Origin of the sequence: Paenibacillus thermoaerophilus (genome assembly GCF_005938195.1) — a bacterium.
Taxonomy (GTDB): Bacteria; Bacillota; Bacilli; order Paenibacillales; family Reconciliibacillaceae; genus Paenibacillus_W; species Paenibacillus_W thermoaerophilus.
On record NZ_VCQZ01000012.1, the window covers coordinates 48,511 to 74,356 of the forward strand.

At 62.1% G+C, this 25,846-nt stretch carries 22 protein-coding genes; 7 read left to right on the plus strand and 15 right to left on the minus strand.

Annotated features, from left to right (window positions below; translation table 11 throughout):
• Positions 1-18: 18 nt before the first annotated feature.
• The 7 genes from FE781_RS09940 to FE781_RS09970 form a co-directional block, all read right to left on the minus strand.
• Entirely contained in the window at positions 19-978 is a 960-nt protein-coding gene (locus tag FE781_RS09940; protein WP_138789470.1) for a D-2-hydroxyacid dehydrogenase, read from the minus strand.
• Positions 979-980: 2 nt separating this feature from the next.
• A complete protein-coding gene (locus FE781_RS09945) occupies positions 981-1,871 on the minus strand; it encodes an SPL family radical SAM protein (protein ID WP_138789471.1) in 891 nt (296 codons plus the stop codon).
• 31 nt (positions 1,872-1,902) lie between these two features.
• A complete protein-coding gene (cysK, locus tag FE781_RS09950; protein WP_138789472.1) occupies positions 1,903-2,829 on the minus strand; it encodes a cysteine synthase A in 927 nt (308 codons plus the stop codon).
• Positions 2,830-2,923: 94 nt separating this feature from the next.
• Positions 2,924-4,267 (minus strand): MFS transporter, encoded by a 1,344-nt coding sequence (locus FE781_RS09955; RefSeq protein ID WP_138789473.1) that lies wholly within the window; start codon positions 4,265-4,267, stop codon positions 2,924-2,926.
• Positions 4,268-4,476: 209 nt separating this feature from the next.
• Positions 4,477-5,046, minus strand: coding sequence for a hypothetical protein (locus FE781_RS09960; RefSeq protein ID WP_138789474.1), 570 nt, complete (start codon positions 5,044-5,046; stop codon positions 4,477-4,479).
• Positions 5,047-5,153: 107 nt separating this feature from the next.
• Entirely contained in the window at positions 5,154-5,576 is a 423-nt protein-coding gene (locus FE781_RS09965) for a DUF350 domain-containing protein (RefSeq protein ID WP_138789475.1), read from the minus strand.
• Positions 5,577-5,612: 36 nt separating this feature from the next.
• Positions 5,613-7,982, minus strand: a complete 2,370-nt coding sequence (locus FE781_RS09970) for an endonuclease MutS2 (protein ID WP_138789476.1) — start codon at positions 7,980-7,982, stop codon at positions 5,613-5,615.
• A 185-nt stretch (positions 7,983-8,167) separates the two neighbouring features.
• On the opposite strand from FE781_RS09970, the gene FE781_RS09975 reads away from it, so the two are divergent.
• From FE781_RS09975 to FE781_RS09985, 3 genes are all read left to right on the plus strand, one after another.
• Positions 8,168-8,533 (plus strand): phage holin family protein, encoded by a 366-nt coding sequence (locus FE781_RS09975; protein WP_138789477.1) that lies wholly within the window; start codon positions 8,168-8,170, stop codon positions 8,531-8,533.
• Between the two features lie 181 nt (positions 8,534-8,714).
• Positions 8,715-9,107 (plus strand): cupredoxin domain-containing protein, encoded by a 393-nt coding sequence (locus tag FE781_RS09980; RefSeq protein ID WP_138789478.1) that lies wholly within the window; start codon positions 8,715-8,717, stop codon positions 9,105-9,107.
• A gap of 257 nt (positions 9,108-9,364) precedes the next feature.
• Positions 9,365-10,057, plus strand: a complete 693-nt coding sequence (locus FE781_RS09985) for an SDR family NAD(P)-dependent oxidoreductase (protein ID WP_138789479.1) — start codon at positions 9,365-9,367, stop codon at positions 10,055-10,057.
• 108 nt (positions 10,058-10,165) lie between these two features.
• Here the strand turns inward: FE781_RS09985 and zapA are convergent, their stop codons facing one another.
• The 8 genes from zapA to FE781_RS10025 all read right to left on the minus strand — a co-directional run bounded on the left by zapA (position 10,166) and on the right by FE781_RS10025 (position 21,339).
• Positions 10,166-12,232 carry a cell division protein ZapA gene (gene zapA, locus FE781_RS09990; RefSeq protein WP_170209503.1) on the minus strand — a complete coding sequence of 689 codons (2,067 nt, stop codon included), beginning with the start codon at positions 12,230-12,232 and terminating at the stop codon, positions 10,166-10,168.
• Positions 12,233-12,605: 373 nt separating this feature from the next.
• Positions 12,606-13,145 carry a hypothetical protein gene (locus tag FE781_RS09995; RefSeq protein WP_138789481.1) on the minus strand — a complete coding sequence of 180 codons (540 nt, stop codon included), beginning with the start codon at positions 13,143-13,145 and terminating at the stop codon, positions 12,606-12,608.
• A gap of 97 nt (positions 13,146-13,242) precedes the next feature.
• The gene (gene pheT, locus FE781_RS10000; RefSeq protein ID WP_138789482.1) at positions 13,243-15,702 is read right to left on the minus strand and encodes a phenylalanine--tRNA ligase subunit beta; all 2,460 of its coding nucleotides are present in this window, start codon (positions 15,700-15,702) and stop codon (positions 13,243-13,245) included.
• Positions 15,703-15,731: 29 nt separating this feature from the next.
• On the minus strand, positions 15,732-16,766 hold the full coding sequence (pheS, locus tag FE781_RS10005; protein ID WP_138789483.1) for a phenylalanine--tRNA ligase subunit alpha: 1,035 nt from the start codon (positions 16,764-16,766) through the stop codon (positions 15,732-15,734).
• A 401-nt stretch (positions 16,767-17,167) separates the two neighbouring features.
• A complete protein-coding gene (locus tag FE781_RS10010) occupies positions 17,168-18,019 on the minus strand; it encodes an HD-GYP domain-containing protein (RefSeq protein ID WP_138789484.1) in 852 nt (283 codons plus the stop codon).
• 356 nt (positions 18,020-18,375) lie between these two features.
• A complete protein-coding gene (locus FE781_RS10015; protein ID WP_246068132.1) occupies positions 18,376-18,999 on the minus strand; it encodes a YcnI family copper-binding membrane protein in 624 nt (207 codons plus the stop codon).
• Between the two features lie 97 nt (positions 19,000-19,096).
• A complete protein-coding gene (locus tag FE781_RS10020; protein ID WP_170209504.1) occupies positions 19,097-20,779 on the minus strand; it encodes a copper resistance CopC/CopD family protein in 1,683 nt (560 codons plus the stop codon).
• Between the two features lie 146 nt (positions 20,780-20,925).
• A complete protein-coding gene (locus FE781_RS10025; RefSeq protein ID WP_138789487.1) occupies positions 20,926-21,339 on the minus strand; it encodes a DUF2203 domain-containing protein in 414 nt (137 codons plus the stop codon).
• 376 nt (positions 21,340-21,715) lie between these two features.
• On the opposite strand from FE781_RS10025, the gene FE781_RS10030 reads away from it, so the two are divergent.
• From FE781_RS10030 to FE781_RS10045, 4 genes are all read left to right on the plus strand, one after another.
• Entirely contained in the window at positions 21,716-22,591 is an 876-nt protein-coding gene (locus FE781_RS10030) for a cation diffusion facilitator family transporter (protein WP_138789488.1), read from the plus strand.
• A 222-nt stretch (positions 22,592-22,813) separates the two neighbouring features.
• Complete coding sequence (locus tag FE781_RS10035; RefSeq protein ID WP_246068133.1) at positions 22,814-23,317, plus strand: TRAP transporter small permease; 504 nt, start codon at positions 22,814-22,816, stop codon at positions 23,315-23,317.
• A complete protein-coding gene (locus FE781_RS10040) occupies positions 23,314-24,603 on the plus strand; it encodes a TRAP transporter large permease (RefSeq protein WP_211346338.1) in 1,290 nt (429 codons plus the stop codon). The genes FE781_RS10035 and FE781_RS10040 overlap by 4 nt, the downstream gene beginning before the upstream one ends.
• Before the next feature lie 103 nt (positions 24,604-24,706).
• The gene (locus FE781_RS10045; protein ID WP_138789489.1) at positions 24,707-25,741 is read left to right on the plus strand and encodes a TRAP transporter substrate-binding protein; all 1,035 of its coding nucleotides are present in this window, start codon (positions 24,707-24,709) and stop codon (positions 25,739-25,741) included.
• The last annotated feature ends 105 nt before the right edge of the window (positions 25,742-25,846 follow it).

Here is a 25,846-nt window from a genome sequence, read left to right on the forward strand (position 1 = left end):
CCTTCCTGCGCCGGGACGCTAGCCGTTCACGCGGTTCGCCGGCGATCCGCCGAGATAGGCTTTGAGGTTCTCCGCCGCAACCGCAAGCAGCCGCTTGCGGGCTTCCCTCGTCGCCCATCCGATATGAGGCGTCACCCAGCAGTTGCACGCGCCCAGCAGCGGATGGTCGGCCGGCGGCGGCTCCACGGACAGCACGTCCAGGCCGGCTCCGGCGATGCGCCCTTCGTTCAGCGCGTCGGCCAAGTCCTGTTCGACGATATGTCCCCCGCGCGCGGTATTGATCAGGAAGGCCGTTCGCTTCATCAGGCCAAGCGTGCGGCTGTTGATGAGGCCCGCCGTATCGGGCGTCAGCGGACAGTGAAGCGTAACGGCATCGGAGACGGACAGCAGTTCTTCCAGCGACACGAACTTCACGCCCGGCGCTTCCTCCGGCGCTCTCGGCGTGCGCGTATGTACGACGACCTCCATGCCGAAGGCGCGGGCGACCTCCGCCACCTGGCGGCCGATGCTGCCGTAGCCGACGATGCCCAGCGTGCGTCCCGCCAGCTCGAACAGCGGGTAGTTGGCGAAGTGAAAATCGGCGCAGCGGCTCCACTGGCCCGCATGGACGGCATCGCTGTGCAATTGGACGTGATGGCAAAACTCCAGCAGGAAAGCGAAAACGAGCTGAGTGACCGAGCGCGAGCTGTAATCCGGCACGTTGGTGACGACGATGCCCCGCTCGCTGGCGGCGGCCGTATCGACGATATTGTAGCCGGTCGCCAGCACTCCGATATAACGCAGCTTCGGAAGCTGCGAGAGAACGGCGGCGTCCAGCGGAACCTTGTTCGTCAGGATCGCTTCGGCATCCGCCGCCCGCTCAATAATCTGCCCGGCAGGCGTGCGGTCATAGACCGTCAGCGTTCCCAGCTTTTCAAATTCGGACCAGGACAAATCGCCCGGATTCGCGGTATACCCGTCCAAAACGACGATCTTCATCGCTATCGGTTCTCCTCCGTATGCAAAATGCGGGAAGGCGCAGGGGGCAGGAAGCCTTCCTGGCTGACGAACACCCGGTCCGCGCCGAACTCCGCGCACAGGCTGTCGTACACCGGCCGCCACGCCTCCGGCTCGTACCATGCCGCGAGCCCCAGCCGCGCCAGCGCCTCGCCCATGCCGAGGCGCTCGCTGCGCTTGCCGCCGCTGCCGTCGCCCATGGCGAAGCTGTCGATCGTCACGCGATCGACAACTTCGCGCAGGCGACGCGCGAACGCCTCCGTGCACGGCAGCACGGGCGAGACCGCGGCCTGCGTCGGCAGGCCGCGGTCCCGCAGCTCCCGCAGCGCCCGGAGGCGGGCGGCCAGCGGCGGCGCGGACGGGGTAAGCGCGCAGCGGATATCGTCGCGGTCGGTCTCGACCGTGACGCTGACGAGCAGCGCGACGCCGGCGTCGCGCAGGCGCGCGAGCACGTCGGCGTCACGCATGACAAGCGGGCTGCGCGTCTGCACGAACAGCGCGTCCGGCCGGGCGTCCGGCTCCGCCATAACCGCGAGCAGGGAACGGGTCAGCCGCTCGGTAGATTCGAGCGGCTGGTACGGATCGGTCGCCGACGCCATGAAGATCGTCACCGGCCCCTTCCGCTTGGCGGCGGCGATCTCGCGCTTCAGCGACTCCGGGGCGTGACGCTTCGCGTCCGCCCACGAACCCCATTCCTCGCCGCGGAACAGCGCCACCGGCATGCGCCGGACGTAGCAGTACGAGCAGCCGAACGCGCAGCCGACATACGGATTCAGCGTATGCGAATAACCCGCGAGAAAGCCGCTGGCCGGCGTCAGCCAGCGGCCGGCTTTTGCGCTTGGGCCGGACCGGCCCGCCGTCCCCTTGACGCCCATCTTTTTCGCCCTCTCCTTGCGCGCCTTCCTTCTATTCGTCCCAAATGTCCATCGACAAATAACGTTCGCCCGTGTCCGGAGCGATGCACAGCACCCGTCTGCCCCGTCCCAGCTTGCGGGCGGTCTGCAGCGCCGCCCATACGGACGCGCCCGAGGACGGTCCGAGAAGCAAGCCCTCCTGCCGGGCAAGCGCCCGCATCGTGGACAATGCGTCTTCGTCGGACACCTGCACGATATCGTCGTAGATCGAGGTGTTCAAGATCGGCGGTATGAACCCGGGGCTCGTGCCCACCAGCTTGTGGGGGCCGGGAGCGCCGCCGGACAGCACCGGCGATCCTTTGGGCTCCACGACATAAATCCGCAGCTCCGGCAAATGCCGGCGCAGCGTCTCTCCCGTGCCGGTTATCGTGCCGCCCGTGCCGGCCGTCGCGACGAAGGCGTCGAGCCGGCCGCCCGTCTGTTCGAGTATTTCGAGGGCCGTCGTGGTGCGGTGGGCGTCCGGATTGGCCGCGTTCTCGAACTGCTGGGGGATGAAACTGCCCGGAATTTCCGCCGCAAGCTCCAGCGCCCGGCGGATCGCGCCCGGCATCCGTTCCGCCGCCGGCGTCAGCTCGACCCGCGCGCCGTAGGCTCTCAAAATATGGATGCGTTCCCGCGTCATATTGTCCGGCATGACGAAGATCGCACGGTAGCCTTTCGCCGCGGCCGTCATCGCGAGGCCGATCCCCGTATTGCCGCTGGTGGGCTCGATAATCGTCGCCCCGGGCTTCAGACGCCCTTCGGCCTCCGCGCGGGCGATCATATTCGCCGCGGCGCGGTCTTTGACGCTTTTGCCCGGGTTCATGTATTCCAGCTTCACATAAACTTCCGCGTCGTCCGGCCCCGCCAGGCGGTTGAGCCTGACGGCCGGCGTGTCGCCGATCAGCTCCGTAATCGTGCGCGCCATCTTCCGCTTCATCCCGGCAGCCTTCCTCTCCTCAACGAATCCCATGACCGAAGCTTCGGGTCAGTTCTTTTCATTTTACCGAATGCCGCACGGGTCGCACAAGCCGTCAGCGCTCCCCGTTCGCCGTCCGCCGGCCCGGCAGGCGCGCGGAAACCTTCAGCCAACTTCTCATAAACCACCACGCCAGCAGAGGCGAGCTGCCGACGCCGAGCAGCATCCAGTTGACCGCGCGGGGGCCCGGTTCACGGGCGACCACCAGCAAGAAGACCGCCGTGCCGGCCAGCCGGCCGACGTTCAGCGCGATCTCCCGCAGCACGATCAGTTCGACCTTTCGCCTGGAGCTTTGCTCGTTGCGGCCGATCAGGTCGAACGCCGCCGAAGTCATCGGCACGATATAGAGCGGGTACACCGCGGCCGAGACGATGCCGAACCAGAGCAGTTTGGCGTAGTCGATCCCCCAGAAAAACGGCACGATCATCGCCACAAGCGTCACGGCGGCGAACAGCATGCCGCCCGAACGCCGGCTCGGCTTCATCCAGCGCCCCGCCGCCGCAAACGCGGCGAACGCCACCGCGGAGGTGAGCACCGAGTATTGGCCGAGGTTCAGTTCGCTCGACGTCGCGATATACACCAGCAGGCCAATCGCAAAGGCGAACACCCCTTCCCGCACCCCTTGCGCCGCAAGTGCGGGAACGACCAGCCTCCACGGATTGCCGGATTCGCGCAGTCTGCGGAACTCCGACAGCCACCGGTAAGGCTCGTCGTCATCACGCTCCCGCTTCCGCAGCATCAGGCTGCAGAGCACACCCGCGACAAATACCGCGAGAGACAAACCGAATACGATGCGGTATCCCGCGCCGTCTCCCATCCTCGCAATCAGCCATCCCGACAGCCACGGAGCCGTCATGCCGAAAAAAGCTCCCGTCAGCCCGGCGATTCCGTTGAACCGGTCGCGTGTGGCCGGGCCGGTCACTTCAAAATAAACGACGTTGAAGGCCAGCCAGAACAAACCGGCCGACAACCCCTGCATGACCCCGAGCGGCAAGATCCAATCCGCCGCCATCGGTCCGAGGCCCAGCACCGCCAGGTAAAATGCCGCCGAGACGGCCACGCCCGCCCGCAGCGCCATCATTTTGTTCCGTTCCTTCACCCACTTGCCCGCGATCCAGAACGTAAGCGCCATGGACAAATGGCTGAACAAGGCAAACCAGCCGATCGTCGTCAGCTTCTGGGCCGTTTTCCACAGATACACGTTCACGAACGTTCCCGACAACGCATTCCCGCCGGTAAACAGTCCGTTGACGGTCAGCAGCAGCATTTCCTGCGTGCTCAAGCCTTTATTCCGCCCGCGGCTCTCCGCCGAGCCGTATGTGCCCCATACCCCCGCGTCGCTGGCGCTTTGCCACCAACCGACGAGTCCGCTCCACCAACCGCTTCGGATGCTTTGCATAACTGCCTCCTCGAATCGCGATATCCCGTTTAGGATAACCACGCGGCGCGGGCTTCACGCGTCCGTCCCGATGACCCGTTGGCAGCCGGACGCTTCCGGAGGGTTCCGGCAACTTCAATGATGCGGGGCCGAATCCGCTCGCCAACAAAACGAGGCGCCGCCCGCAGGTTCCGCAACCCGAAGCAGCGCCTCTTCTTTTTCCGCAGCCGTCAATCCCGCTTCGCTTCGCGCAGGCGCGAAGCGAGTTTCGCCCGGTCGTCGTCCGACAGTTGATACTCCGCCTTGAAGCAGGACGGACAAACATACAGCTTCAGCGCATACGGCGCTTCCAGCAGCACGCGGCCGGTATCCGCCGGCCGTCCGGAGAAGCCCCCCTTCACCTGCTGTTCGCCCATCTCCAGCATATATTCGCCGCAGCGCTCGCACTCCGGGAACTCTTCCTGCTCGTCGATCAGCTTCGCCAATTGTTCCTCCAGGCCGGCGAAGCCGGTCCCGGCCCTCGCGTTCAGCACGCCCGCCTGCTCGTACCGGGGGCGGGGTATGTCGTCCTCGTCGTCCTCCTCCAGCACATCCTGCCAGGTTTCGCCGGTGTCTGCTTGCGCCGGCTTGTCCGCGGCGGGGAATTCCTCTTCGTCCAGTCTGACTTCCGCTTCGAATTTCACTGTGCGGTACGGCCCCAGCTCGTTCAGGCAATTCGGGCAAACCTCCTCCGGACCGATCTCCGGGTCCCACACGATTTCCGTATCGCACCAAGGGCATATTTGCCGTTCGTCGGCCATCCCGCTCTCCTCCTTAACCGAATTGGATCATATACCAGATGCCCAAACCCAAAAACACCAAAGCAAGCGCGGCCAAAGTCGGCCATAAATATTTCATGATTCCGGATTCACCCCACACTGGCGCCGATCACATACGAGAACGCCACGGAAATGATCATCGCGACGAAGCCGACGGCTTTGTTCCCGTTGCCGATCTCCTCGTCGATTTTAAACACCGGCGTCAAAAATTCGAAAATGAAATAAGCCGCCAGCAGCAGCACGAAACCGTACGAGGCCCAAATCAGCGATTGGAGAATCGTGTCGTTGTTGCTGATCGCAAACCGGAAAATGTTGCAGATGCCGAATATTTTGCCGCCCGTGGCCATCGCGACCGCGACGTTGCCGTTTTTGATCTCTTTCCAGTTGTTGTATTTCGTAACCAGCTCGAATACGACCAAAAACAGGACCAGCGCCAGCACCGTCACCGAAAAAAAGCTGAGCGTCTTCACATACGGATTGACAAGCCATTCGTCGATGATGCTCTCGTTCACCGTTTTGCCTCCTCTGCCCGCCGTGCCGGGGCTGCGTTACTTCAATTCGACAACGGTAACCCCGGCGCCGCCTTCGCCGTAATGGCCGAGCCGGAACGACCGGACATGCTTGTGCTTCCGAAAAAATTCCTGCAGTCCCGTTCTCAGGATGCCGGTTCCTTTGCCGTGAATGACATAGACTTGTCCCAGCCCCGCCAAAATCGCCTCGTCGAGAAACCGGTCCGTCTCGATGATCGCTTCCTCCAGATTCGCGCCGCGCAGATCGAGCTCCGTGCGCACATGTTCGTCGCGGGAACGTTTGACCGTCGTGACCGATTTCGCCGCGGACGGCTGCTTACCGGCGCCGCCCACGCGCTCCAGTTGATCGGTTTTGACCTTCGTCTTCACGATGCCCATCTGAACGAGCCACTCGTCCGGTCCGACGGGCTCGATCAGGAATCCGCGCTGCCCGATCGACAGCACCTTCACCTCGTCGCCGGGCTCCAGCCGAGCCGCGGCGTCGGAACGCTTGGCTTGCTGCGGCTTGCCCTTGACAAGCTCCGGTTCGGCTTGATCGAGCCGGCGCTTCGCCTCCACAAGCTTATGCTCCTTGATCGAGCTGCGCTCCTCCAGCGCCAAACGCCGCAGATCGGCGATGATTTCTTCCGCCTCCTTGCGCGCTTTCGCCACAGCGGCGCGGGCCTCTTCCTCCGCCTTGGCGAGCAGCTTGTCCCGTTCCGCTTCGAACCGGGCTCGCTCCGCTTCCAGCTCGCTTCGGAGCCGCTGCACCTCGCGGCGCAGCGCTTCCGCCTGTTCGCGCTCATGCTCGGCTGCCAGGCGGTTCGCCTCCAAGCTGGCGATCATCGTCTCGACGCGCTGATCTTCCTCGTCGACCTCGCCGCGCGCGTGATCGATGATCCGCTTGGGCAAGCCGAGCCGTTCGGCGATCGCAAAGGCGTTGCTTCGTCCCGGCACGCCGATCAGAAGCCGATACGTCGGGCTCAGCGTGGCCACGTCGAATTCCATGCTGGCGTTGATCACGCCTTCCCGCTCGTAAGCGTACGCCTTCAGCTCGCTGTAGTGCGTCGTCGCCAGCACGCGGCAGCCCATCCGGCGAATATGCTCCAGCAGGGCGATCGCCAATGCGGACCCTTCCGTCGGATCGGTTCCCGCTCCCAGTTCGTCGAGTAGCACCAGGCTTTTGGGCGTCATCTCGCGCAAGATGGAGATTATGTTCGTCAGGTGGCTGGAGAACGTACTCAAGCTTTGCTCGATGCTCTGCTCGTCGCCGATGTCCGCATAGACGCCGTCGAATACGCACAACTGGCTGTCTTCCTGGGCCGGGACGAACAGTCCCGACATGGCCATCAGGCTGAGCAGGCCGACTGTTTTCAGCGCGACCGTCTTGCCCCCCGTGTTCGGACCCGTGACGATGATCATCGAATACGAACGGCCGAGCTCGATGTCGAGCGGAACGGCGGATTCGATCGGGATCAGCGGATGCCTTCCCTTGTTCAGCTTGATGAATCCGCGGTTGTTCATCACGGGCCGCGTCGCTTTCATATCCCGGGCGAGACCCGCTTTGGCGAAGATGAAGTCGAGCCGCGCGAGCGCCTCGATATCCCCGCGCAGGTCGTCGCACACCTCCTGCACCAGCCCCGACAGGTTTAACAGAATCCGCTCGATCTCCCGTTCTTCCTTCGCCTTCAGCTCGCGCAGCTTGTTGTTGATCGCGACGACCGCTTCCGGCTCGATGAACAGCGTCGCGCCCGAAGCGGACTGGTCGTGCACGATGCCGCCGAAGTGGCTGCGGTATTCCGCCTTGACGGGGATGACATAACGGTCGCCCCTCATCGTGACGAGCAGATCCTGAAGCATCTTGGAAGCCGTGGAGCTGCGGATGATCTGCTCCAGCTTCTCACGCGCCCGATGCTCGTTGGTCCGAAGCTCCTGACGGATGCGGTACAGCTCGGGGCTCGCTCCGTCCACCACCTCGGCGTTGTCGTCGATGCAGGCGGTGATCCGCTCTTCCAGCCGCTGCTGGTCGCTGATGCCGCCGGCCAAAGCGGCAAGCAGCGGAATCGGATGGTCCTCGTGAACGGCGGCCAGAAATTTGCGCAGCTTGCGGCCGCCCCGTATCGTTGTGGCGATATCGAGCAGCTCCGAAGCGCTCAGCATGGCGCCGATGCGCGCGCGGTTAAGCGGTTCGCGGATGTCCCGGATGCCGCCGAAGGAAACCCCTCCCTTCAGCCGCTCGACATCGACTGCTTCCTCGGTCTCCTTCAGCAGCCGCTGCACGTCTTCGAACGAAGAGACCGGGCGCAGTTGTTCCGCGATCGCCCGTCCCAGCGAAGTCGAAGCTTTGTCCGCGAGCTTGCTGCGAATTTTATCGTATTCCAATGTATGCAAAACTTTATCGTTTTTCATGAATCGGTTCTAGTCCTCCCGGTTGAATCCCATCTTATCCATTATACCCAATCCGTACCCGCAAGCGCCAATGGCAAAAACGGCTGCAACACAACCTTCAGGCATAATTCCCCACGTATGTTAGTCCGAACATTGCGCATGATAGAACTGATTAACCATCCTCTACCGCGAAAGGAGGGAGTCGCATGCGCATACTCGGGGTTATCGTCCGATTCGTCGTCGCCGCACTCATGCTGATGCTCGTCAGCTGGATCGTGCCTGGCTTCAGTGTCGGCGGTTTCTGGAGCGCTCTGCTGCTCGCAGTGGTTATCGCCATTGTCGGCTGGATTATCGAGGGCATATTCGGCAAACGAATCAATCCGTTCGGACGCGGCATCGTCGGTTTTATCGTCAGCGCCGTCGTGATCTGGATGGCCCAATTCGTTGTCGGAAATGTGGACGTCTCAGTCATCGGAGCTCTGCTTGCCGCCTTGGTCATCGGGATCATCGACCTGTTCGTGCCGATCAAAAGTCCGTTCGAACTCGGCACAAGCGGCGGACGGAAGGAATAAGATGACAGCGATAACGGACGGCTCCGGGCGCGGAGCCGTTTTCCTTTTATTGTTATTTATTCACAACATCTTCACGAAGTTCATCGGTTTGTCATAGTTCCCGCCCCATCTGTAGAGTATAGTAATATCGAGTCATGGACATCCATCTCACGACCAATCCTGAAAGGGGCTTGTGGTATCGATGAAAGCATCCAAATGGGCATTGCCGGTCATCGGCGCGGCGATCGTTATCGGCTTGACGGCTTGCGGAGGGGGCTCCGACAACACCAACGACAACAATACGGCCGGCGGCGGGACGATGGCCGAGCCGAGCAACAACATCACGATCAAAGCCACGGACTGGAAGTTCGACATGGCCGAATACAAAGTGAAAAAAGGCGAAACCGTCAAGTTTACGCTGAAAAACGAAAAAGGCAACCACGGCGTCGGCGTCGTCAACTCTGATCTGAAACTTGAAAACAACAAAACGGTCGAGTACAAATTCGACAATGCCGGCACGTACGAAATGATCTGCAACATCCCTTGCGGACAAGGCCACGCCCAGATGAAAGCCAAAATTGTCGTCGTCGAATAATCCAGTCCTGACCTATAAAACCATGCCGTCCGAAACCGCCGGACGGCTTTCTTGTTTAAGCCGGAAACGGTTCTCCGATCTGCCGGCTATATTGGCCTCGTCTGAACCCGTTACGACGCCGGTCCCGTCTCCCGGACGGACGCCTATCATCATGCCTGATGGTTCGCATAACAAAACGTGATAACCGCGCCTATTCCCCCTCAAGCCTCCTCATATTATGATGCCTGTAACAAAACCAAGTTTGGAGGTCGGAATTTATGACTCAACCGCATCGAGGGGGTCGTTTTCAAGGGCGGGTCGTGCTTATTACGGGAGGAGGCACCGGCTTGGGGCGCGCGGCCGCTCTGGCATTTGCCGGGGAAGGCGCAGCCGTGGCGTTGTGCGGACGCCGTCTCGGGAAGATCGAAGCGGTACGGACGGAGATCGAAAGCTTGGGCGGCCAAGCGATCGCCGTCCGGGCGGACGTCTCCGAAGCGGACGACGTCGCCCGGTTCGTGCGGGAGACGATCGCCCGCTTCGGAAGGATCGACGTGGCGGTGAACAATGCCGCCGTGTTCGAACCCGGTCTGACGGCCGAGCTGACCCACGAGGAATGGCAGAGGCAAATCGCCGTGAATTTGACCGGTCCCTTCCTCGTCACGCGCGAGGTACTGCCGCACATGCGCAGGCAGAGGTACGGCCGCTTCGTCAATATTACTTCGGGGCTGGCCGGCAACGGGGCCGGCGGATACGCCGCCTACAGCGCCGCAAAATCCGGGCTCGAGTCGCTGACCCGCACGGTCGCCGACGAGGAAGCCCGTTACGGCATCCTCGCCAACGCCTACAATCCCGGGACGATCCGCTCGGAGATGCATGCGACCGGCCGCGATCCGCAAGCATCCGTCCCGGAATTGCTTCGACTGGCTTGCCTGCCCGAGGACGGAATCAACGGCCGGATCGTCGCGGGATAACAAGCCGGAGCCGGATGCGCCGCCTCCCGCACGAAGGCCGCCATGCTGTCCTGCGAGCATGGCGGCCTTCGCCCGTTGAAGGAAGAATTCGGGGGACGGACGCACGAATCAGCGTCCTCTCGGTTCGTTCGCTTCCCAATCCTCCATGAATTGAATCCATTCGTTGTATTCCGTCTGCAGCTTGGCGTACTCCTCCTGCAGCTTGCGGTACGCTTCGGCCAGCTCGGATTCGTCCGGAGCCGAAGAGGCCGCCGCCACTTGATCGCGAAGCTCGGCGGCCTCGCGTTCGATCGTGAGGGCACGTTCCTTTGCCTCCGCCGCTTCCGACTCGAGACGGCCGATCGTTTCCGCATGCCGCCCCAGTTGGTCCGTCAGTTCGCCGATCTTCGCCTCCGCCTCCTCCAGGCGGCGCTGCAGACCGACCGCGGCCGCTTGCTCTTCGCGCAGGGCGGTTTCAAGCGATTCGCGGATGCGGTCCTTGTCGGCTTCCTCGCGCCGAAGCCCTTCGAAGCGAGTCTCCCACTCCGTCAAGCTCGCCTCCAGCTCTTTCACGCGGTTTTGCAGCTCGGTTCTGCGGCGCTCCTCCGCTTCGAGCATTTGCAGCACTTCCGCCTCCCGGCTTTTCAGCAGCTCGCGCCATTCTTCCTGACGCCGCTCGAACGCCTGTTTCTGCTCGGCCGCCGCCGCCAGTTGCTGGGAAAGCGCCTGAACGCGGGCTTTGTGTTCGTCCCGGGCCGCCGACGCTTGCGCCAGTTGCGTCCGCAGCGCCATCTCGATGCCGACCGCTTCCGCCAGCCGGTAATCCGCCTCTTCCGCTTGGCGCCGCCAACGCGCGGCCTCGTCGCGGTAACGCTTCTCGAGATCCTCGGCATCGGCCTGCCGCGCCTCCAGTTCGCGAATGGTCTCCGCCAGCGACTCGTTGCGGGCTATCTGTTCCGCCAATTGCCGTTCCAGCAGCTCGTAAGCGCCTTTTTCCGCCTCCGCCGCCTGCAGTTGTTCGTCCAACCGCGCTTGCAGAAGATCGGCCCGCTGCGCCTCTGCCGATACCCGGCTTTCCAGACGTTCGGCTTCCGCCGATGCCGCCGCGATCCGCTCTTCGTACTCCGCTTGCCGGCGTTCCAGCTCCGATCGCAGCCGGTCGTTGTCCGCTTGAACCGCGGCGAGCCGCTCGCCGCGCTCGGCCAGAGACCGCTCAAGCTCTCCGGCGCGTTGCTCCGCCGCTTGAACCTGCTCGTCAAGCTGCCGCCGCAATTGCTCGGCTGCCGCTTGCGTCTCGTCCAGGCTGCGCTGCAGCTCCGCCGCCAGCTCCGCCGCCGCCGCGGCCTCATCACGCAGCCGCGCTTGCTCCTGCGTCGCCTCCGCCAGCTTCGTCTCCGCCTCGGCCAGACGCCGCTTCAGCTCCGCAGCCTGCGTCTCCCCGGCTTCCCGCGCCGCTTCCGCCTGCTCCAACCGGCTCCGCAGCTCCGACCGCTCCTGCTCGGCTGCCGCTTGCGTCTCGTCCAGGCTGCGCTGCAGCTCCGCCGCCAGTTCCTCCGCCGCCGCGGCCTCATCACGCAGCCGCGCTTGCTCCTGCGCCGCTTCGGCCAACTGCGACTCTGCTTCTTCCAACTGCCGCTTCAACTCCGCAGCCTGCGTCTCCCCGGCTTTCCGCGCCGCTTCCGCCTGTTCCAGCCGCCTGCGCAGTTCGGCCTGCTCCCGGGTCGCTTTCTCGAATTCCGCGCGCAGCTTGGCCTGCGATTGCTCAACTTCCGCCAGCTTGGCCAAGCTCGCGTTTTTCGCCGTTACGGCCGCTTCGAGATCCTTGCTCAAAGCCGCATTCAGGGCGTTGGCCTCCGCCAGCTTGGCTTCGCGCTCCGCTACGGCTTTCTTCATTTCCTCCCGCAGCGACTCCTGCTGTTGGCTGTGCAGCTCCATGCTTATGTATTCGCGCTGCACCTTCTCAAGCACGGCTTGCAGCTCCCGCCGCGCCTGGGCGCATTCGTCCGCCGACTGGACGGCGGTCAGCACCGCGAGCCGGCTCAAGTCCAGCCGGGGATTCGCGCGGGCGATCGCCCCCATCCGCTCGTCCACCAGAGCCGCGACTTCCCTCATATGTTCGGGGCTCGATTCGCCCATTAAACGGTACTGCGAGCCATATATCGTCACTGTCAATTTCGTTTTGTCGGACGCGCTCACATGGTTCAACTCCCTTACCCCAGGTTTGCTCGGTCACCCGATTACCGATTTATGTTTAAACAAGCCCGTTTTTTGGTATGAATCCGACGGCATCCGAAACGTTCCCTTGTCCCATCGATCACACATTCGTATAAACCAAAACGTACCCGATCTTTAAATGTATCCGGAAACGCCCGCCCATTTGACGGGGTCCTTCCAGTATACAAAATTCGGCGCCCGCCAGGCCAATTCCTGCAAGGGTTGTCACGCATTCTTAACATTTCCGCCGTTTCCGCGCCTCCCGCGAACCGCAAACAAAAAAACCGTCAGTGATCATCGCCCTGACGGTTGTCATGTCATGCTCCACGGGGCCATAGCGCCGGCCCTTCGTCCTCTAGTCGATTCGCCGCATAAACCTTCGCATCATGAAGCCCAGCAGCGCAACGTGAAAAAGAACCCCCGCAGCGAAACAACCGAGCGCGGCCAGATGTTCGCCGCCTAATCCGGACAAGTAACAGCGGGCCGGCCAATACGTCGGAATCCATGCGCCGGCAAGCTGCCAGAGGGCAGGCGCGAAGTAAGCAATCGCCGGACCCGCAAACAAAAGTCCGCTCACCTTGGACAGAGCGAGGCCTTCCACTTTGTTGGCCGCATAAGCCGCCAGGAAAAGCGCGAAACACGGGGCTTCCAGAGGCAGCAGAGCGATCGCGTACGCATTTTCAAATGGGACGGCCGTTAGGCCCGATCCGGCAAAAAAAAGAACGGAAAGCGCCAGGCACAACAAGGAAGGCAAAAACAGGCGGTGGATGAGGTAGCCTTTTCGCGTAAGCGGCGTCACCGCATAATAGCCGATCAGATGTTCATCCCGTTCGTCCAGCATAAGAAGGTCGGCCACCATGCCCGGCAGCAGCGGGCCTCGCAGAATCAAGATCAAAAGAAACTCTCGCGATAAAAAAACCACCCGGCCGGACAAAGTCCGGTTCGGGTGGTTGCCGTACAACTATCAACTATTTCGGAGCCGGCGAATCGGCTTACCCGCGCAATTCCGCTCCGTGCTCGGCGGCCAGCGCCGCCACGACGCGATCGTGCGCCTGCTGCACCTCTTCGTCCGTCAGCGTCCGCTCGGGATCGCGGTACACGAACGACAGCGCGACGCTTTTCTTGCCCGCGCCCAGCTTGTCGTCCACGTAGACGTCGAACACGCCGGCTTCGGCCAGCAGCAGCCCGCCCGCCTGACGGGCCGTGCGGATCAGCTCGCCGGCGGCCACGCTCTTGTCGACGACGACGGCGGCATCGCGCGCCGAAGACGGGAATCTCGGCAGCGGATCGTACTGCAGCTCGTCGACCGAAGCGGCGGCGCGGCCGAACGCGTCCAGATTCAGCTCCAGCACGTACGTGTCGTCCAGATCGCGAGCCTGCTGCGTCTCCGGATGCAGTTGCCCGACGACGCCGACCGTCTCCCCGCCGAGCGAATCCGGCAGACGCAGCTCCGCCGTGCGTCCCGGGTGGAACCACGGCCGGTCGGATACCGGCACATACTGCAATTCGACGCCGGCGTATTGCGTTACTTTTTCCAGCAAGCCCTTCATATCGTAGAAGTCGACCGGCTCCGGCTTCACCTTCCAGTGAGCCCCATGCCTGCGGCCCGCCAGCAGCACCGCCAGCATCGTATGCTCCTGCGGCAGGCGCGTCAGCTTCTCTTCGTCCGTGACGAACACGCGCCCGATCTCGAACAGCGCGAGATCGCGCTGGCCGCGGTTGCGGTTGTAGGCCGCGATCGACAGCAGCTCCGGAATCAGGCTCCGGCGCAATACGCTGCGTTCGGCGCTCATAGGCATCGACAATCCGATCGGCTTCGCGTCCGGGAACAGCCCGGCGTAATCGCGGACCGACGCCTCGTCCGACAACGAATACCCGATCGCTTCGTGCAGCCCCGCTCCCGTCAGCAGACGGCGCACCGTGCGGCGCAACCGTTGCGCCGGCGTCAGCTTGCCGGGTGTCGTGACGCCGGACATCAGCGTCGTCGGAATATTGTCGTAGCCGTGCAGCCGCGCGATCTCCTCGATCAGATCGACATCGCGGGTGATGTCGCCCCGCCGGGACGGCACGCGCACTTCCAGCTCGCCGTCTCTCGGCTCCGCGGTCTCGAAGCCGAGCCGGCCGAAGATCGTCTTGACCTCCAGCATGGACAGCGAAGTGCCCAGATATCCGTTCACGCGGTCCAGTGACAGGGACAAGTCGAGATGCGCGGGCTTGACGCCGGTTTTCGTCTCGACGATCCCGGTCGCCACGCGGCCTCCGGCAAGCTCCGCCATCAGCGCTGCGGCGCGGTTCAACGCAGGCACGACAATCGCCGGGTCCGTCTCCTTCTCGAACCGCAGCGAAGCTTCGGAGCGGAGTCCAAGCTGGCGGGACGTGCGGCGCACGACGCTGCCCGCGAACTTCGCGGACTCCAGCAAAATATCAACCGTGTCGGCCGTAACCTCGGAGTTCAAGCCGCCCATGACGCCCGCAAGCGCAATCGGGCCTTCGGCATCGGCGATCACGAGCATATGCGGCTCAAGCTCGCGCTCGGCGCCGTCCAGCGTTACGAGCCGTTCGCCCGCGCGGGCGAACCGCACGTCGATGCGTCCTCCTCTGACGCGGGCGGCGTCAAACGCATGCAGGGGCTGACCGTATTCCAGCATGACGTAGTTCGTAATGTCGACGACGTTATTGATCGGACGCACCCCGGCGGCGATCAGCGCGTTTTGCAGCCACATCGGAGACGGGGCGATGCGCACGCCCTGGATATAACGGGCGGTGTAATGCGAACAGCCTTCCGGCGCGGAGATCGACACGCTCACGCGCTCGGCCGCCGCGGCTCCGCTCTCATGCAGTCCCGAACCCGGCTCCGTGTCCGGCAATCGCACTTCCCGCCCCAGCAGCGCGGCAACCTCGTAGGCGACGCCCAGCATGCTCAGGCAGTCCGAACGGTTCGGCGTCAGATCCAGCTCCAGCACCTCGTCGTCCAGACCGAGCACGTCCACGATCGAAGCGCCGATCTCGGTATCCTCGGGCAATACCAGAATTCCTTCCTGCTGCTCCTTCGGCAGCAGCTTGTCGTTCAGTCCCAGCTCCTTGGCCGAACAGATCATGCCGTGGGACTCGACGCCGCGCAGCTTGGCGCGTTTGATCTTGAAATTGTCCGGCAGCACCGCGCCGACGAGCGCGACCGGCACTTTCTGCCCCGCCGCCACATTGGCGGCCCCGCAGACGATCTGCAGCAGCTCGTCTCCGCCGACATCGACCTTGCACACGCTCAGCTTGTCGGCGTCCGGATGCTTCTCCCGCTCCCGGACGTAACCGACGACGACGCCGCTCACGCCTTGGTTGCGCGCTTCGACGATATCGACTTCGATGCCGCCGCGCGTCAGCTTTTCCGCCAATTCCTTGGCCGTATATCCGCTAATGTCCACATACCGGGACAACCATTTGAACGATACCTTCATCGTTTACTGTCTCCTCCTCTCGGGCCGTCTCACGAACGGGCGAACTGCTTCAGGAACCGGACGTCGTTCTGATACAGATGCCGGATGTCATCGATTCCGTACTTCAGCATGGCGATCCGTTCGACGCCCATGCCGAACGCGAAGCCGGTATATTCCTTCGGATCGTAGCCGGACATCTCCAGCACGCGCGGATGCACCATGCCGCAGCCGAGAATTTCGATCCAGCCCGTGTGCTTGCAGATCCGGCAGCCGTGGCCGCCGCATTTGAAGCAGGTGACATCGACCTCCGCGCTCGGTTCCGTAAACGGGAAAAAGCTCGGACGCAGCCGGATTTGCGTCTGCGGTCCGAAAATCTCGCGGACGAATTGCAGCAGCGTGCCCTTCAGGTCGCTCATGCGGATGCCGCGGTCGACGACCAGACCTTCGATCTGCGTGAACTGGTGCGAATGCGTGGCATCATCGTCGTCCCGCCGGTACACCTTGCCCGGGCAGATGATTTTGATCGGCACGTCTCCTTGTCTGCGCTGCATCGTCCGGGCCTGCACCGGCGACGTCTGCGTGCGGAGCAGCGTCTCCTCCGTGATGTAGAACGTATCCTGCATATCGCGGGCCGGATGATCCTTCGGCAAGTTCAGCAGTTCGAAATTGTAGTGGTCGCTTTCAACCTCGGGACCTTCCTCGACCGTATAACCCATCCCCAGAAAAATGTCTTCGATCTCCTCGATGATCTTGTTCAGCGGATGCACAGCGCCTTGCGGAGCCGGTCTGCCCGGCAGCGTGACGTCGATCGTCTCGGCGGCCAGACGGCGTTCGTTCTCCTCCCGGCGGAACCGTTCTTCCAGCCCGGCCACGCCGGATTCGATCGCTCCGCGCACGTCGTTGGCGATTTGCCCGATGACCGGGCGTTCTTCCGCGGACAACGCGCCCATGCCGCGCAGGATTTCCGTAAGCGGCCCCTTTTTCCCCAAATATTTCACCCGCAGCTCCTGAAGCTGCTGCAGCGTCTCGACGCGAGCCAGCTCGGCGAGCGCCTCTTCCTTCAGCGCCAGCAATTTGTCCTTCACGACAGATCGCCCTCCTGTTGCACCAATGTCTTAAAACGCAGAAAGCACGCCCGCCCAAAGGGACGAACGTGCCGTGGTACCACCCTTATGTTCGACAGCTCATGCGCCGGGTGACGGACATGAAACTGCCTCACTCTTCCTCGATAACGGCATCGGGCCGGTTGCCTCTACTGGCGCTTCGGCGCGTTCAAGGCACTGCTCCGGAGCGAACTTCGGCAGCCCTAATTCCCGGGGACGGCTCTCAATCTCCGGCTGTCCCTCCCTGTCAGGCGGTACTGCGTACTCTTCTCCATCGTCGCATGTCGCGATATTCCATTCAGGATAACCTTGATCGACGTTATTTATAGCATAAAACGGCAGCGTTTGCAAGGGCGGATAGCCGGACGGCGGCGTTGCCGAATTCAAGCGGTCAGGTGGACGATCTGCAGCTCCGGGGACCGGGACAGATCCACGTCGCGGTCTCCGACGCGCACGAGCGGGCGGAATTGCGCGCCTTCGACGACGGCGGCGATGGTGCCGCGGCTGCCGTCGCTCAGGACGATCGTCTTGCCGTAGAAGTCCGGCACGATCGATCTCACGAACACTTTAACCATATACGGATCGAGCTCCTGCTGGCTCATCCGCAGCAATTCGATCAGCGCCGCAAGCGGATTGCGCTTCGCGCGGTGCGGCCGGTCGGCCGTCATAGCGCAGCAGACGTCGGCGATTGCGACGATTTTGGCGTACGGATGAATCTGGCCCTCGCGGAAGCCGTTCGGATAGCCGGTCCCGGCCAGCCGTTCGTGATGCTGAAGCGCCACAAGCGCGATCCGCTCGTCCTTCAGCGCGGCGCGGACAAGCCGATACCCCGTCAGGCAATGCTCTTGCATCCGGGCTCGCTCCGCCGGCTCCAGCGGACCGGGGCGATCAACGACGGACGAATCGACCAGCGCCATGCCCATGTCGTGAACGAGCCCGGCCATTCCGACCCTCAGGCACTCGGCTTCCGGGTATCTCAGCGCTCGGGCCAGCCGTCCGGACACGGCGGCCGTCTTCAACGCCTGCGCCGCCCAATAAGATTCGGAAGGCGCATCGGCGAGCAGCATGCTGATTAGATCGCCGCCGCCGAACACATCGGATAGCTGCCCATGGATAAGCCGTACGGCGTCGCCGTCCAGACTGCCGGTTCGGCGCGTCTCGTCGAACAGCTCCTGCACGGCTTTGATCAAACCCCGCTGCGCCAAGCTTGACCATACATCCTGTCGGTTCGTCATCCTCTCTCATCCTTTCGCGGCTTCATCTTCCGCCTGTTCGGGCAAACCGGATATACCGTAATGTCGAAAATTGTAATCGTTTTCAACTGAAAGCGCCGATATTCGACCGGATTCAACTCGGCCGTCCCGCCGCCTTCTGTCCGTCCATCCGCCGTCATCCGTCTTCAAGTTTTCGTTAAAGGATAACTTCGATCCGTCCGGTGCGGATTCCTGCCGGCGCCCCCGGCTTTTTGGAAAAATATGCGCGGAGTGGCTGGAGGATTGACGCCTCGACGATTAACCCGCCCCCGGCCGGTCTTCCAAACAACAAAACACCCGCAACGGCGCCAAGCCGTTCGGGCGTTCGGTTGCTTGCCTTATTTTTTGCGGCGGAGCGCCATCAGCAGCGATACGGCCGACAGCGCCAGCGCGGCGATGGAGAGGGTCAGCGGCAGGGTGTCGTTCCCGCTATCCTCATGACCGTGAGCGTCACCGGACGATTCGTTCACATGGCCGTGGCTGTCCGTCCCGGCTCCGGCGGGCGCCGGTTTGACGGTCGTGACGGAAGCCGGCGTCTTGGAGCCGTCCGCTCCGACCCACTCGACGACGCTGCCGTCCTGGTACGTCTGGTACGCTTTCCACACCAGCTCCTTGGCCTCGGCGTCCACCTTGCCGTTCATGCGGAACTCCCCGAACTCCGTAGCGCCGAGTCCCTGGCCGGTCGCCGTCCAAACGACGCTGACGATTTTGCCGCTGGAATCCTTCTGCAGCTCGTATTTCCAGTCCGGCTTCGGCTCGAAGCGGCTGATCGTCACGCCCTCCGGAATTTTCACTTCGACTTTGACGGTCGCCGATTCCTTCTCCGACGGAACGCGCACCGTAAAGACCTGATAGCTTCCCGCCGTAACCTCGGCAGGCTGAACCGTGACGTGGGCGAACGCCGCCGCAGGCAGCGCGAAAACCAGAACCAGCGCCAACAACAAAGCAAATGCTTTTTTCACCGAACATCCACTCTCCATCTTTTTCTTAATCCGATACGGACTGGTTGTCCCCGGCAGGAAACGCGCGGACGGCATAAGCCCGCACCCTTCCCCCTTCTTAATACGACCGGAATTCCTTGCGGTAGACGCGCTCGTCGTCGTTATGGTCGCGCACCCGCACTTCCAGCTCCCACAAGCCCGCGAACGGCAAATACATGCCGGTCGCCCGATAGGTCGTGCGGTCGAAATCCGGCGATACGAAATGTTCGTCCTCGCCGGCGGACACCGCCGGTTCGAGCGGCACGGGAATGGGGGCCAGCTCCTCGCGGTCTTTGCTGACGAGATACATCTCGGCCAGCTTCGGGCTGCCGCTTCCTTTGGGCAGCCACACGTCCAGCGTAAACGTGTTGTCGCGGCCCGGCACGGCCGGTTCGATTTTGGCCGTCATGTGAACAGTTTCGCCCATTTCGTGCCAATTCACCGGCTCGTTCGCCGGAACCGGGCTGACATACGTCATCAATGCCGTTACGCCGACGATAAGCGCCATGAAACCGGCGTCCAGGCGGACCCAGAAGGCGGCTCCCCGGTCCGGCCCCCGGCGCAGCGTCCTGCGGGCCATCCAGGCGATCGCCGCCACGCACAGCACAAGACCGAGCTTGACGAGCAGCAGGATGCCCCACGGCGTAATCGGCAGAAGCGTGAGATCGTTCGTGTACAGCAGCGCCATGGAACTGCCCGTAACCGCCAGCAGCACGATCGAGAAGAAAGCCGTCCGGGAGAAAACCGGCCAGAACCGTTTGGCTTCGTCCCGGTTGCGGCGCCACCGGACGACCAGATAAAGGAGTCCGGACACCCATAACGACGCACAGGCGAGATGCGCATAATCGGACAGCAGAGTCAACCAACGCGGCTCGAATACGTTGGCATGGCCCCCCACGCTTTTGGTGCCGAGCAGCATGCCCGCCCAGGCGGCATCCGCCCAACGGGACCGGCCCAGCACGAGGAATCCCGCGAAGGACAATGCCAGAGAGAACAGCCACGACCGTCCGATGGCCGTGCCGGTGAACAGGCGGAGCGCTTCGTCCGCGGGAGCGTCCCCGAGCAAATCTCCGGCGTGCGCGGTCACGTACAGCAGCAGGGACGCCAGCAGCAACCGCTGCCACTGCTTCAGCCCCTCCGCGAACGCAAGCCGCGCGCTCTCCGACGACCGCCGCCAATGCCAGCCCCACATAAGCCAGCCAGCCAGCAGCAGCAGCGAGACGTAGTAAAGGAAACGCGAGATATGCTTCAGGAAGTCGGCCGGAGTCTGATCTCCCTCCAGGGAATGTCCATGGTGAAGATTCTCCTCCACGATCGCGCCCACATCCGGACGCTCGGCGGAAGCCCCGACCGTAAAGACATAGCTGCCCGACACGGGATGGCCGTCGGCCGAGATTACCCGGTACGACACGGTATATCCGCCTTCCGGCAGCGGCTCGTTCAAGCGCAGGGCGATCGTGCGCCGATCTTCGCCCATCTCGACCGGCTTGTCGCGGACGACGTCCCCCGCCTTGTCATAGATCCGGATCGCATACAGCTCGTCTTCCAGCCGTTCGTTGAACCGCAGCGCGATCTGCTTCGGCGACGTCTCCAGTCGGGCGCCGGCTTCCGGCGACGCCTGCTCGAGAGAAGCGTGCGCCAGAGCGGTCCGGGCGTCCCCCAGCGCCGCCGAGACCAGCAGCCCAAGCAGCAGCAGCGCCGCGATCCGGCCGAACGCCGCCGGACGGCGAACGTATTGGACCAGCCGTTGAACAACCGACATGTTGCGTTCTCTCCTTCTTCCGCAATCCGAAATCGAATTGCCTATCCCAGTGTAAAACATTCAGCCCGCTCCGCCAATGACCCGATCGGGCTATCTGACGGCGGGTCCGGATTCGTTTATAAATGCGCGGCCAGGCGCGGGCGGCCCTATTCCGCCTCTTCGGGCAGCGGCCTTCTCCCGGCGTAGCCGTCGAACAGCCCGTGATAGTACATAATTTTCGGCTCCCCTTGCCGCCAGCACAGCAGCACGTCCTTCCCGCGGATCCTCGCGGGAAAGTCGATCAGGCCGATATCGATGTCCTTCAACTGCACACCCTTCATCTGGATCGACTGGATCTGCGTGCGCGCCTCCAACTGCATAAACTCCAGGTTCGCCTCCAATTCGAAGAACGGGTCGTCGGAACGGACCGCCGAACCGTTCCCGCTTAACTCCTTCAATTCTCTCAGCCGACGGTATTCGCGTTCGAACCGCCGCTTCGTCTCCTGGAGCGCCTCCAATTCACGCATCAGCTCGGGCAGCAGCGCGTTCGCCTGCTCCACCGTAAACAGCTTTTCCGTCATGGTTCTCGCCTCCGCCCTTATTTTGGTTCGAGTGTAGCATGTCCATCCGGCTGCGGCAAACGGATATCAGCGTCTGCCGCCGCTCCGTGCAGCCGTGCCCGAATCCGAAGACGGCCGCCGGCATGCTTTCGGCGCGGCCGGATCATCCTGAATACGAACAGGAAGATTTTTTTGCCGGCACGCCACTTTATTGGCTGCGCCAATCAATTGTGCCCGGACGAAGATTTTGTGCCTCAGGCTCAATTTTATGGACGCGATTTATAATGATGGCTTGCCACTAAAAAGCGCGCACCGGGCCAACACTGTTGCCGTAGACCCACACGATCGCCGTTTGCTACAATGGGTTAAGTTTCAAGGAGCGAGAGGATGAGACCGCGTGCAGATCAATGAAAACAACGAAACCGGAGAGCGCGGGGCGTGGCTCGGACTGGCCGCCTATCTGTCTCTGTCGGCCTTTAAGCTGGCCGCCGGCTGGGCGACGGGGTCGGCCGCGCTGATTGCCGACGGTTTGAATAACGCCAGCGATATCGGGGTGACGGTCGCCATTTTGATCGGGCTGCGGCTGTCGCGCAAGCCGCCCGACCATAACCATCCCTACGGCCATCGCCGGGCGGAGACGGTGGCGTCCCTCGTGGCGTCCTTCCTGATGGCGGCCGTCGGGTTTCAGGTGCTGATCGAAGCCGGACGGAGGATGTTCGGACAGGAAGACATCGCCCCTCCGGACCCGATGGCCGCCGCCGTCGCGGCGCTATCGGCCGCAATTATGTTCGGCGTCTCCTTCTATAACAGCCGGTTGGCGGCCCGGGCCGAGAGCGAAGCGCTGGCTGCCGCCGCTGCCGACAACCGGTCCGACGCGCTCGTCAGCACCGGAGCGCTTATCGGCATCGGAGGAGCGCAGTTCGGTTTGCCTTGGCTCGACCCGCTGACCGCCGCGGCCGTCGGCCTCGTCATTTTGTATACGGCGTGGAACATCTTCTATTCGTCCACGTTGTCGCTGACGGACGGCTATGACGAAAAGAAGCTGTCGGCCTACCGCGCGACGGCCGCGAACACAATAGGCGTGCTCGGCGTGAAGGAGATGCGCGCCCGGGCGCACGGAAGCCACGTCTGCCTCGACCTCACCATCTTCGTCGATCCCGAGCTGAACGTCGTGGAGAGCCACCGGATCGCGGAGACGGTCGAAAATCGGCTCAAGCGCAAGTATCGGGTACTGGAAACGCATGTGCACATCGAACCGCTGGAGCGGGCTTGACCCGCCGCAAGGACGTCCGGTCGTTTGGACCGGGCGTTTTTTTTGCGCCATGCGATCCTCGCATCAAGTCCGGACGAAATGGCTATCCTTTCTTAAAGAAAACCTAAAAAATCAGCAAGAAAACCTAAAGTCTGTCTAATGGTTAGAGCCGAAGAAAGCGCGTACAATCAATCATGCAACCCGCTTTGAAATCGGTTACATTTCGGAAAGGAGGCCCTGGCTGTGACATCATTCGTTAAAAAAGCGGCGCTGCTCATCGACACCTGGATCGAACGGTTCGTGTTGACTGCACTGGCGTCCATGACTATAATCGTCACGCTTCAGGTGTTCACGCGCAAACTGTTTAATTTCGTATTTTTCTGGTCCGAAGAGGTCACCATATTATTGCTCGTATGGTTCTCTTTTCTGGGCATCGCGATCGGGTTCCGCGAACAGTTGCATATGGCGATGGACGCGCTGACGAACAAATTCCCGCCGGCCGTCAATCGGATTCTGGACAAAGTGATCCATGCGGTTACTTTCCTGTTCGGCGTCTACCTGATCGTCTACGGCTGGGATTTTACGAAAATCATGCACGAAAGCATTCTTCCGGCGACGGGACTTCCGAACAGCCTGACCTATGTCGTCATGCCGATCACGGGCGTATTGACCTGCTTCTATGCCGCGATTCAGTTTTTCGGCATGGAGACCAGACGGCATAAGGGCATGATGGAGGTGGCCGAATGAACCTCACGATGGGCGTCGTCGTTCTCGTCGTCAGCTTCGTCGCGATGCTGCTGCTGAGATTTCCGATCTCTCTCACGATCGCAGGGTCGACGATTTTGACCGTGTTGTATCTGGATATTCCGATGGCTGTCGTCGGCCAGCGGATGATTCAAGGGGTAAGTTCCTATTCGCTGCTGGCGATTCCGTTCTTTATTCTCGCGGGGCAGATCATGAGCGAAGGCGGTCTCGCGCTCAGGCTCGTCAACCTGGCGCAGTTGCTGGTCGGCCGCATTCGCGGCGGACTGGCGCTCGTGAACTGCGTGGCCTGCATGCTGTTCGGCAACATCTCGGGTTCCGCAGCCGCCGACGTCTCTTCGGTCGGTTCGGTGATGATCCCGATGATGAAAAAGAAAGGCTACGACGCCGACTATTCGGTCGCCGTCACGTCTTCGGCCGCGATCCAGGGCGTCGTCATGCCGCCCAGCCACAACATGATCCTGTACGCGCTGGCCGCCGGCGGCGTGTCGATCTCCTCCCTGTTCCTGGCGGGGATCGTGCCTTGCCTGATTCTGCTGGGGGCTCTGATGATCACGAGCTACATCATCGCCCGCAAGCGCGGCTACGGCCGCAGCGAACCGATTCCGCGCGAGCGGATTCCGAAGGTGCTGCTGGACGGGTTCGTCTCCTTGCTGACGGCCTTTATCATCCTGGGCGGCATCTTCTCCGGCTGGTTCACCGCCACCGAATCCGGCGCGCTTGCCTGCTTGTACGCTTTTATCGTCACCTTCTTCATCTACCGGGACATCAAGCTGTCCCACATGGGCGTCATCCTGAAGAAGACGTTCCGCACGGTCGCCATGGTGATGTTCCTGATTGCGGCGTCCGACGCCTTCGGCTGGCTGCTGGCGTATCTGAAAATCCCGGGTTTGGTCACGGATCTGTTTCTGTCCATCTCCGACAATCCGTACGTGATCCTGATCCTGATCAATATTTTGCTGCTGATCCTCGGCGCTCCGATGGATATGGCGCCGCTTATTCTGATTATGACGCCGATCTTGTACCCGGTCGTCACGCAGATGGGCATGGACCCCGTTCACTTCGGCGTTATTCTCATCCTGAACCTGGGGATCGGGCTGCTGACTCCGCCTGTCGGCACGGTTCTGTTCGTCGGCAGCGCCATCGGTCAAGTCTCGATCGAGAAAGCCACGCGGGCGTTGCTTCCGTTCTTCCTGGTCATGGTCGGTGTGCTGTTCCTGCTGACCTACACGCCGGGTATCGTCATGTGGCTGCCGAACCTGTTCGGCTGAGACCTGTTCGGCTGAGACCTGTCGGCTAAATGCGGCTCTTATACGATTCCGATTGTTTCGCATATCAATCAATCCATTATAATATAGAGGAGTGTGCATCTTCATGCGTTTCATGAAAAAAGGAATTGGCACGATCGGCGCGGTCGCCTTGCTCGGCACGATCTTGGCCGCTTGCGGCGGCGGCGCGGACAAAGCGCCCGACAACGGAGGCGCGGCAGGCGGCGACTCCGGTCCGAAATATACGTTCCGGCTCGCCGAGACGCATCCGGGCGACTACCCGACGACGCTGGGAGACAAGAAATTCGCCGAGCTCGTCAAAGAACGCACCAACGGCCGCATCCAGATCGACGTCTTCCCTTCGGCCCAACTGGGCGAGGAGAAATCCGTCATTGAGCAAGTGCAACTGGGCGCAATCGAATTCACCCGCGTCAGCACCGGCGCGCTGGCCGCGTTCAACAACCAATTCGGCGTATTCAGCTTGCCCTACATCTTCGACAACGACGATCATCTGTGGAGATTCCTTGACAGCAATGAGGGTACGAAGCTGCTCGACAGCCTGGAGAGCTCCCGCATGAAAGGTCTCGCTTACTACAGCTCCGGCGCACGTCACTTCTATGCGACGAAGCCGATCAAGAAAGTGGAAGACCTGAAGGGACTGAAAATCCGCGTCCAGCAAAACAAAATCAATATGGACCTGATCACCGCGCTCGGCGCCAGCCCGACGCCGATGGCTTACGGCGAAGTGTACAGCTCCCTGCAGACCGGCGTCATCGACGGAGCGGAAAACAACTATCCGAGCTACTATTCGTCCAAACACTACGACGTGGCCAAAAACCTCATCCTCGACCAGCATCAGCGCGTGCCGGAAGTGTTGCTGATCAGCAAAACGGTCTGGGATAAGCTGTCTCAAGCCGACAAGGATATTATCAAGCAAGCGGCACTCGATTCCGTCGCGACCCAGAAGGAAGAATGGGCGAAGTACGAGAAAAAATCCGAAGAAGCCGTCAAAGCCGCCGGCGTGACGATCACGGAAGTGACGGATCCGAAGCCGTGGCAGGCCGCCGTCAAGCCGGTCATTGACAAATACCGGAACGAGTACAAAGAAGTGCTGGAATCGATCGAGAAATACAAGCAGTAAGGGAATAACGACTAGGATGGCAGCCTCCCTGCGGGAGGCTGCTTTTGTACCGCGGGGACCGGAATCCCGGCTTTTCCGGACCGCGGCCGACTGCGGCCTCCTCTC

Excerpts from the sequence above, each read along its gene's own strand:
- FE781_RS09985 (WP_138789479.1), top strand. The coding sequence starts at position 9,365 with ATGACTCAACCGCATCGAGGGGGTCGTTTTCAAGGGCGGGTCGTGCTT.
- FE781_RS09940 (WP_138789470.1), bottom strand. The coding sequence starts at position 978 with ATGAAGATCGTCGTTTTGGACGGGTATACCGCGAATCCGGGCGATTTG.
- FE781_RS09960 (WP_138789474.1), bottom strand. The coding sequence starts at position 5,046 with ATGGCCGACGAACGGCAAATATGCCCTTGGTGCGATACGGAAATCGTG.
- FE781_RS09955 (WP_138789473.1), bottom strand. The coding sequence starts at position 4,267 with ATGCAAAGCATCCGAAGCGGTTGGTGGAGCGGACTCGTCGGTTGGTGG.
- FE781_RS09970 (WP_138789476.1), bottom strand. The coding sequence starts at position 7,982 with ATGAAAAACGATAAAGTTTTGCATACATTGGAATACGATAAAATTCGC.
- cysK (WP_138789472.1), bottom strand. The coding sequence starts at position 2,829 with ATGAAGCGGAAGATGGCGCGCACGATTACGGAGCTGATCGGCGACACG.
- FE781_RS10010 (WP_138789484.1), bottom strand. The coding sequence starts at position 18,019 with ATGACGAACCGACAGGATGTATGGTCAAGCTTGGCGCAGCGGGGTTTG.
- FE781_RS09975 (WP_138789477.1), top strand. The coding sequence starts at position 8,168 with ATGCGCATACTCGGGGTTATCGTCCGATTCGTCGTCGCCGCACTCATG.
- FE781_RS09945 (WP_138789471.1), bottom strand. The coding sequence starts at position 1,871 with ATGGGCGTCAAGGGGACGGCGGGCCGGTCCGGCCCAAGCGCAAAAGCC.
- FE781_RS10040 (WP_211346338.1), top strand. The coding sequence starts at position 23,314 with ATGAACCTCACGATGGGCGTCGTCGTTCTCGTCGTCAGCTTCGTCGCG.
- FE781_RS10045 (WP_138789489.1), top strand. The coding sequence starts at position 24,707 with ATGCGTTTCATGAAAAAAGGAATTGGCACGATCGGCGCGGTCGCCTTG.
- pheT (WP_138789482.1), bottom strand. The coding sequence starts at position 15,702 with ATGAAGGTATCGTTCAAATGGTTGTCCCGGTATGTGGACATTAGCGGA.
- FE781_RS10020 (WP_170209504.1), bottom strand. The coding sequence starts at position 20,779 with ATGTCGGTTGTTCAACGGCTGGTCCAATACGTTCGCCGTCCGGCGGCG.
- FE781_RS09980 (WP_138789478.1), top strand. The coding sequence starts at position 8,715 with ATGAAAGCATCCAAATGGGCATTGCCGGTCATCGGCGCGGCGATCGTT.
- FE781_RS10025 (WP_138789487.1), bottom strand. The coding sequence starts at position 21,339 with ATGACGGAAAAGCTGTTTACGGTGGAGCAGGCGAACGCGCTGCTGCCC.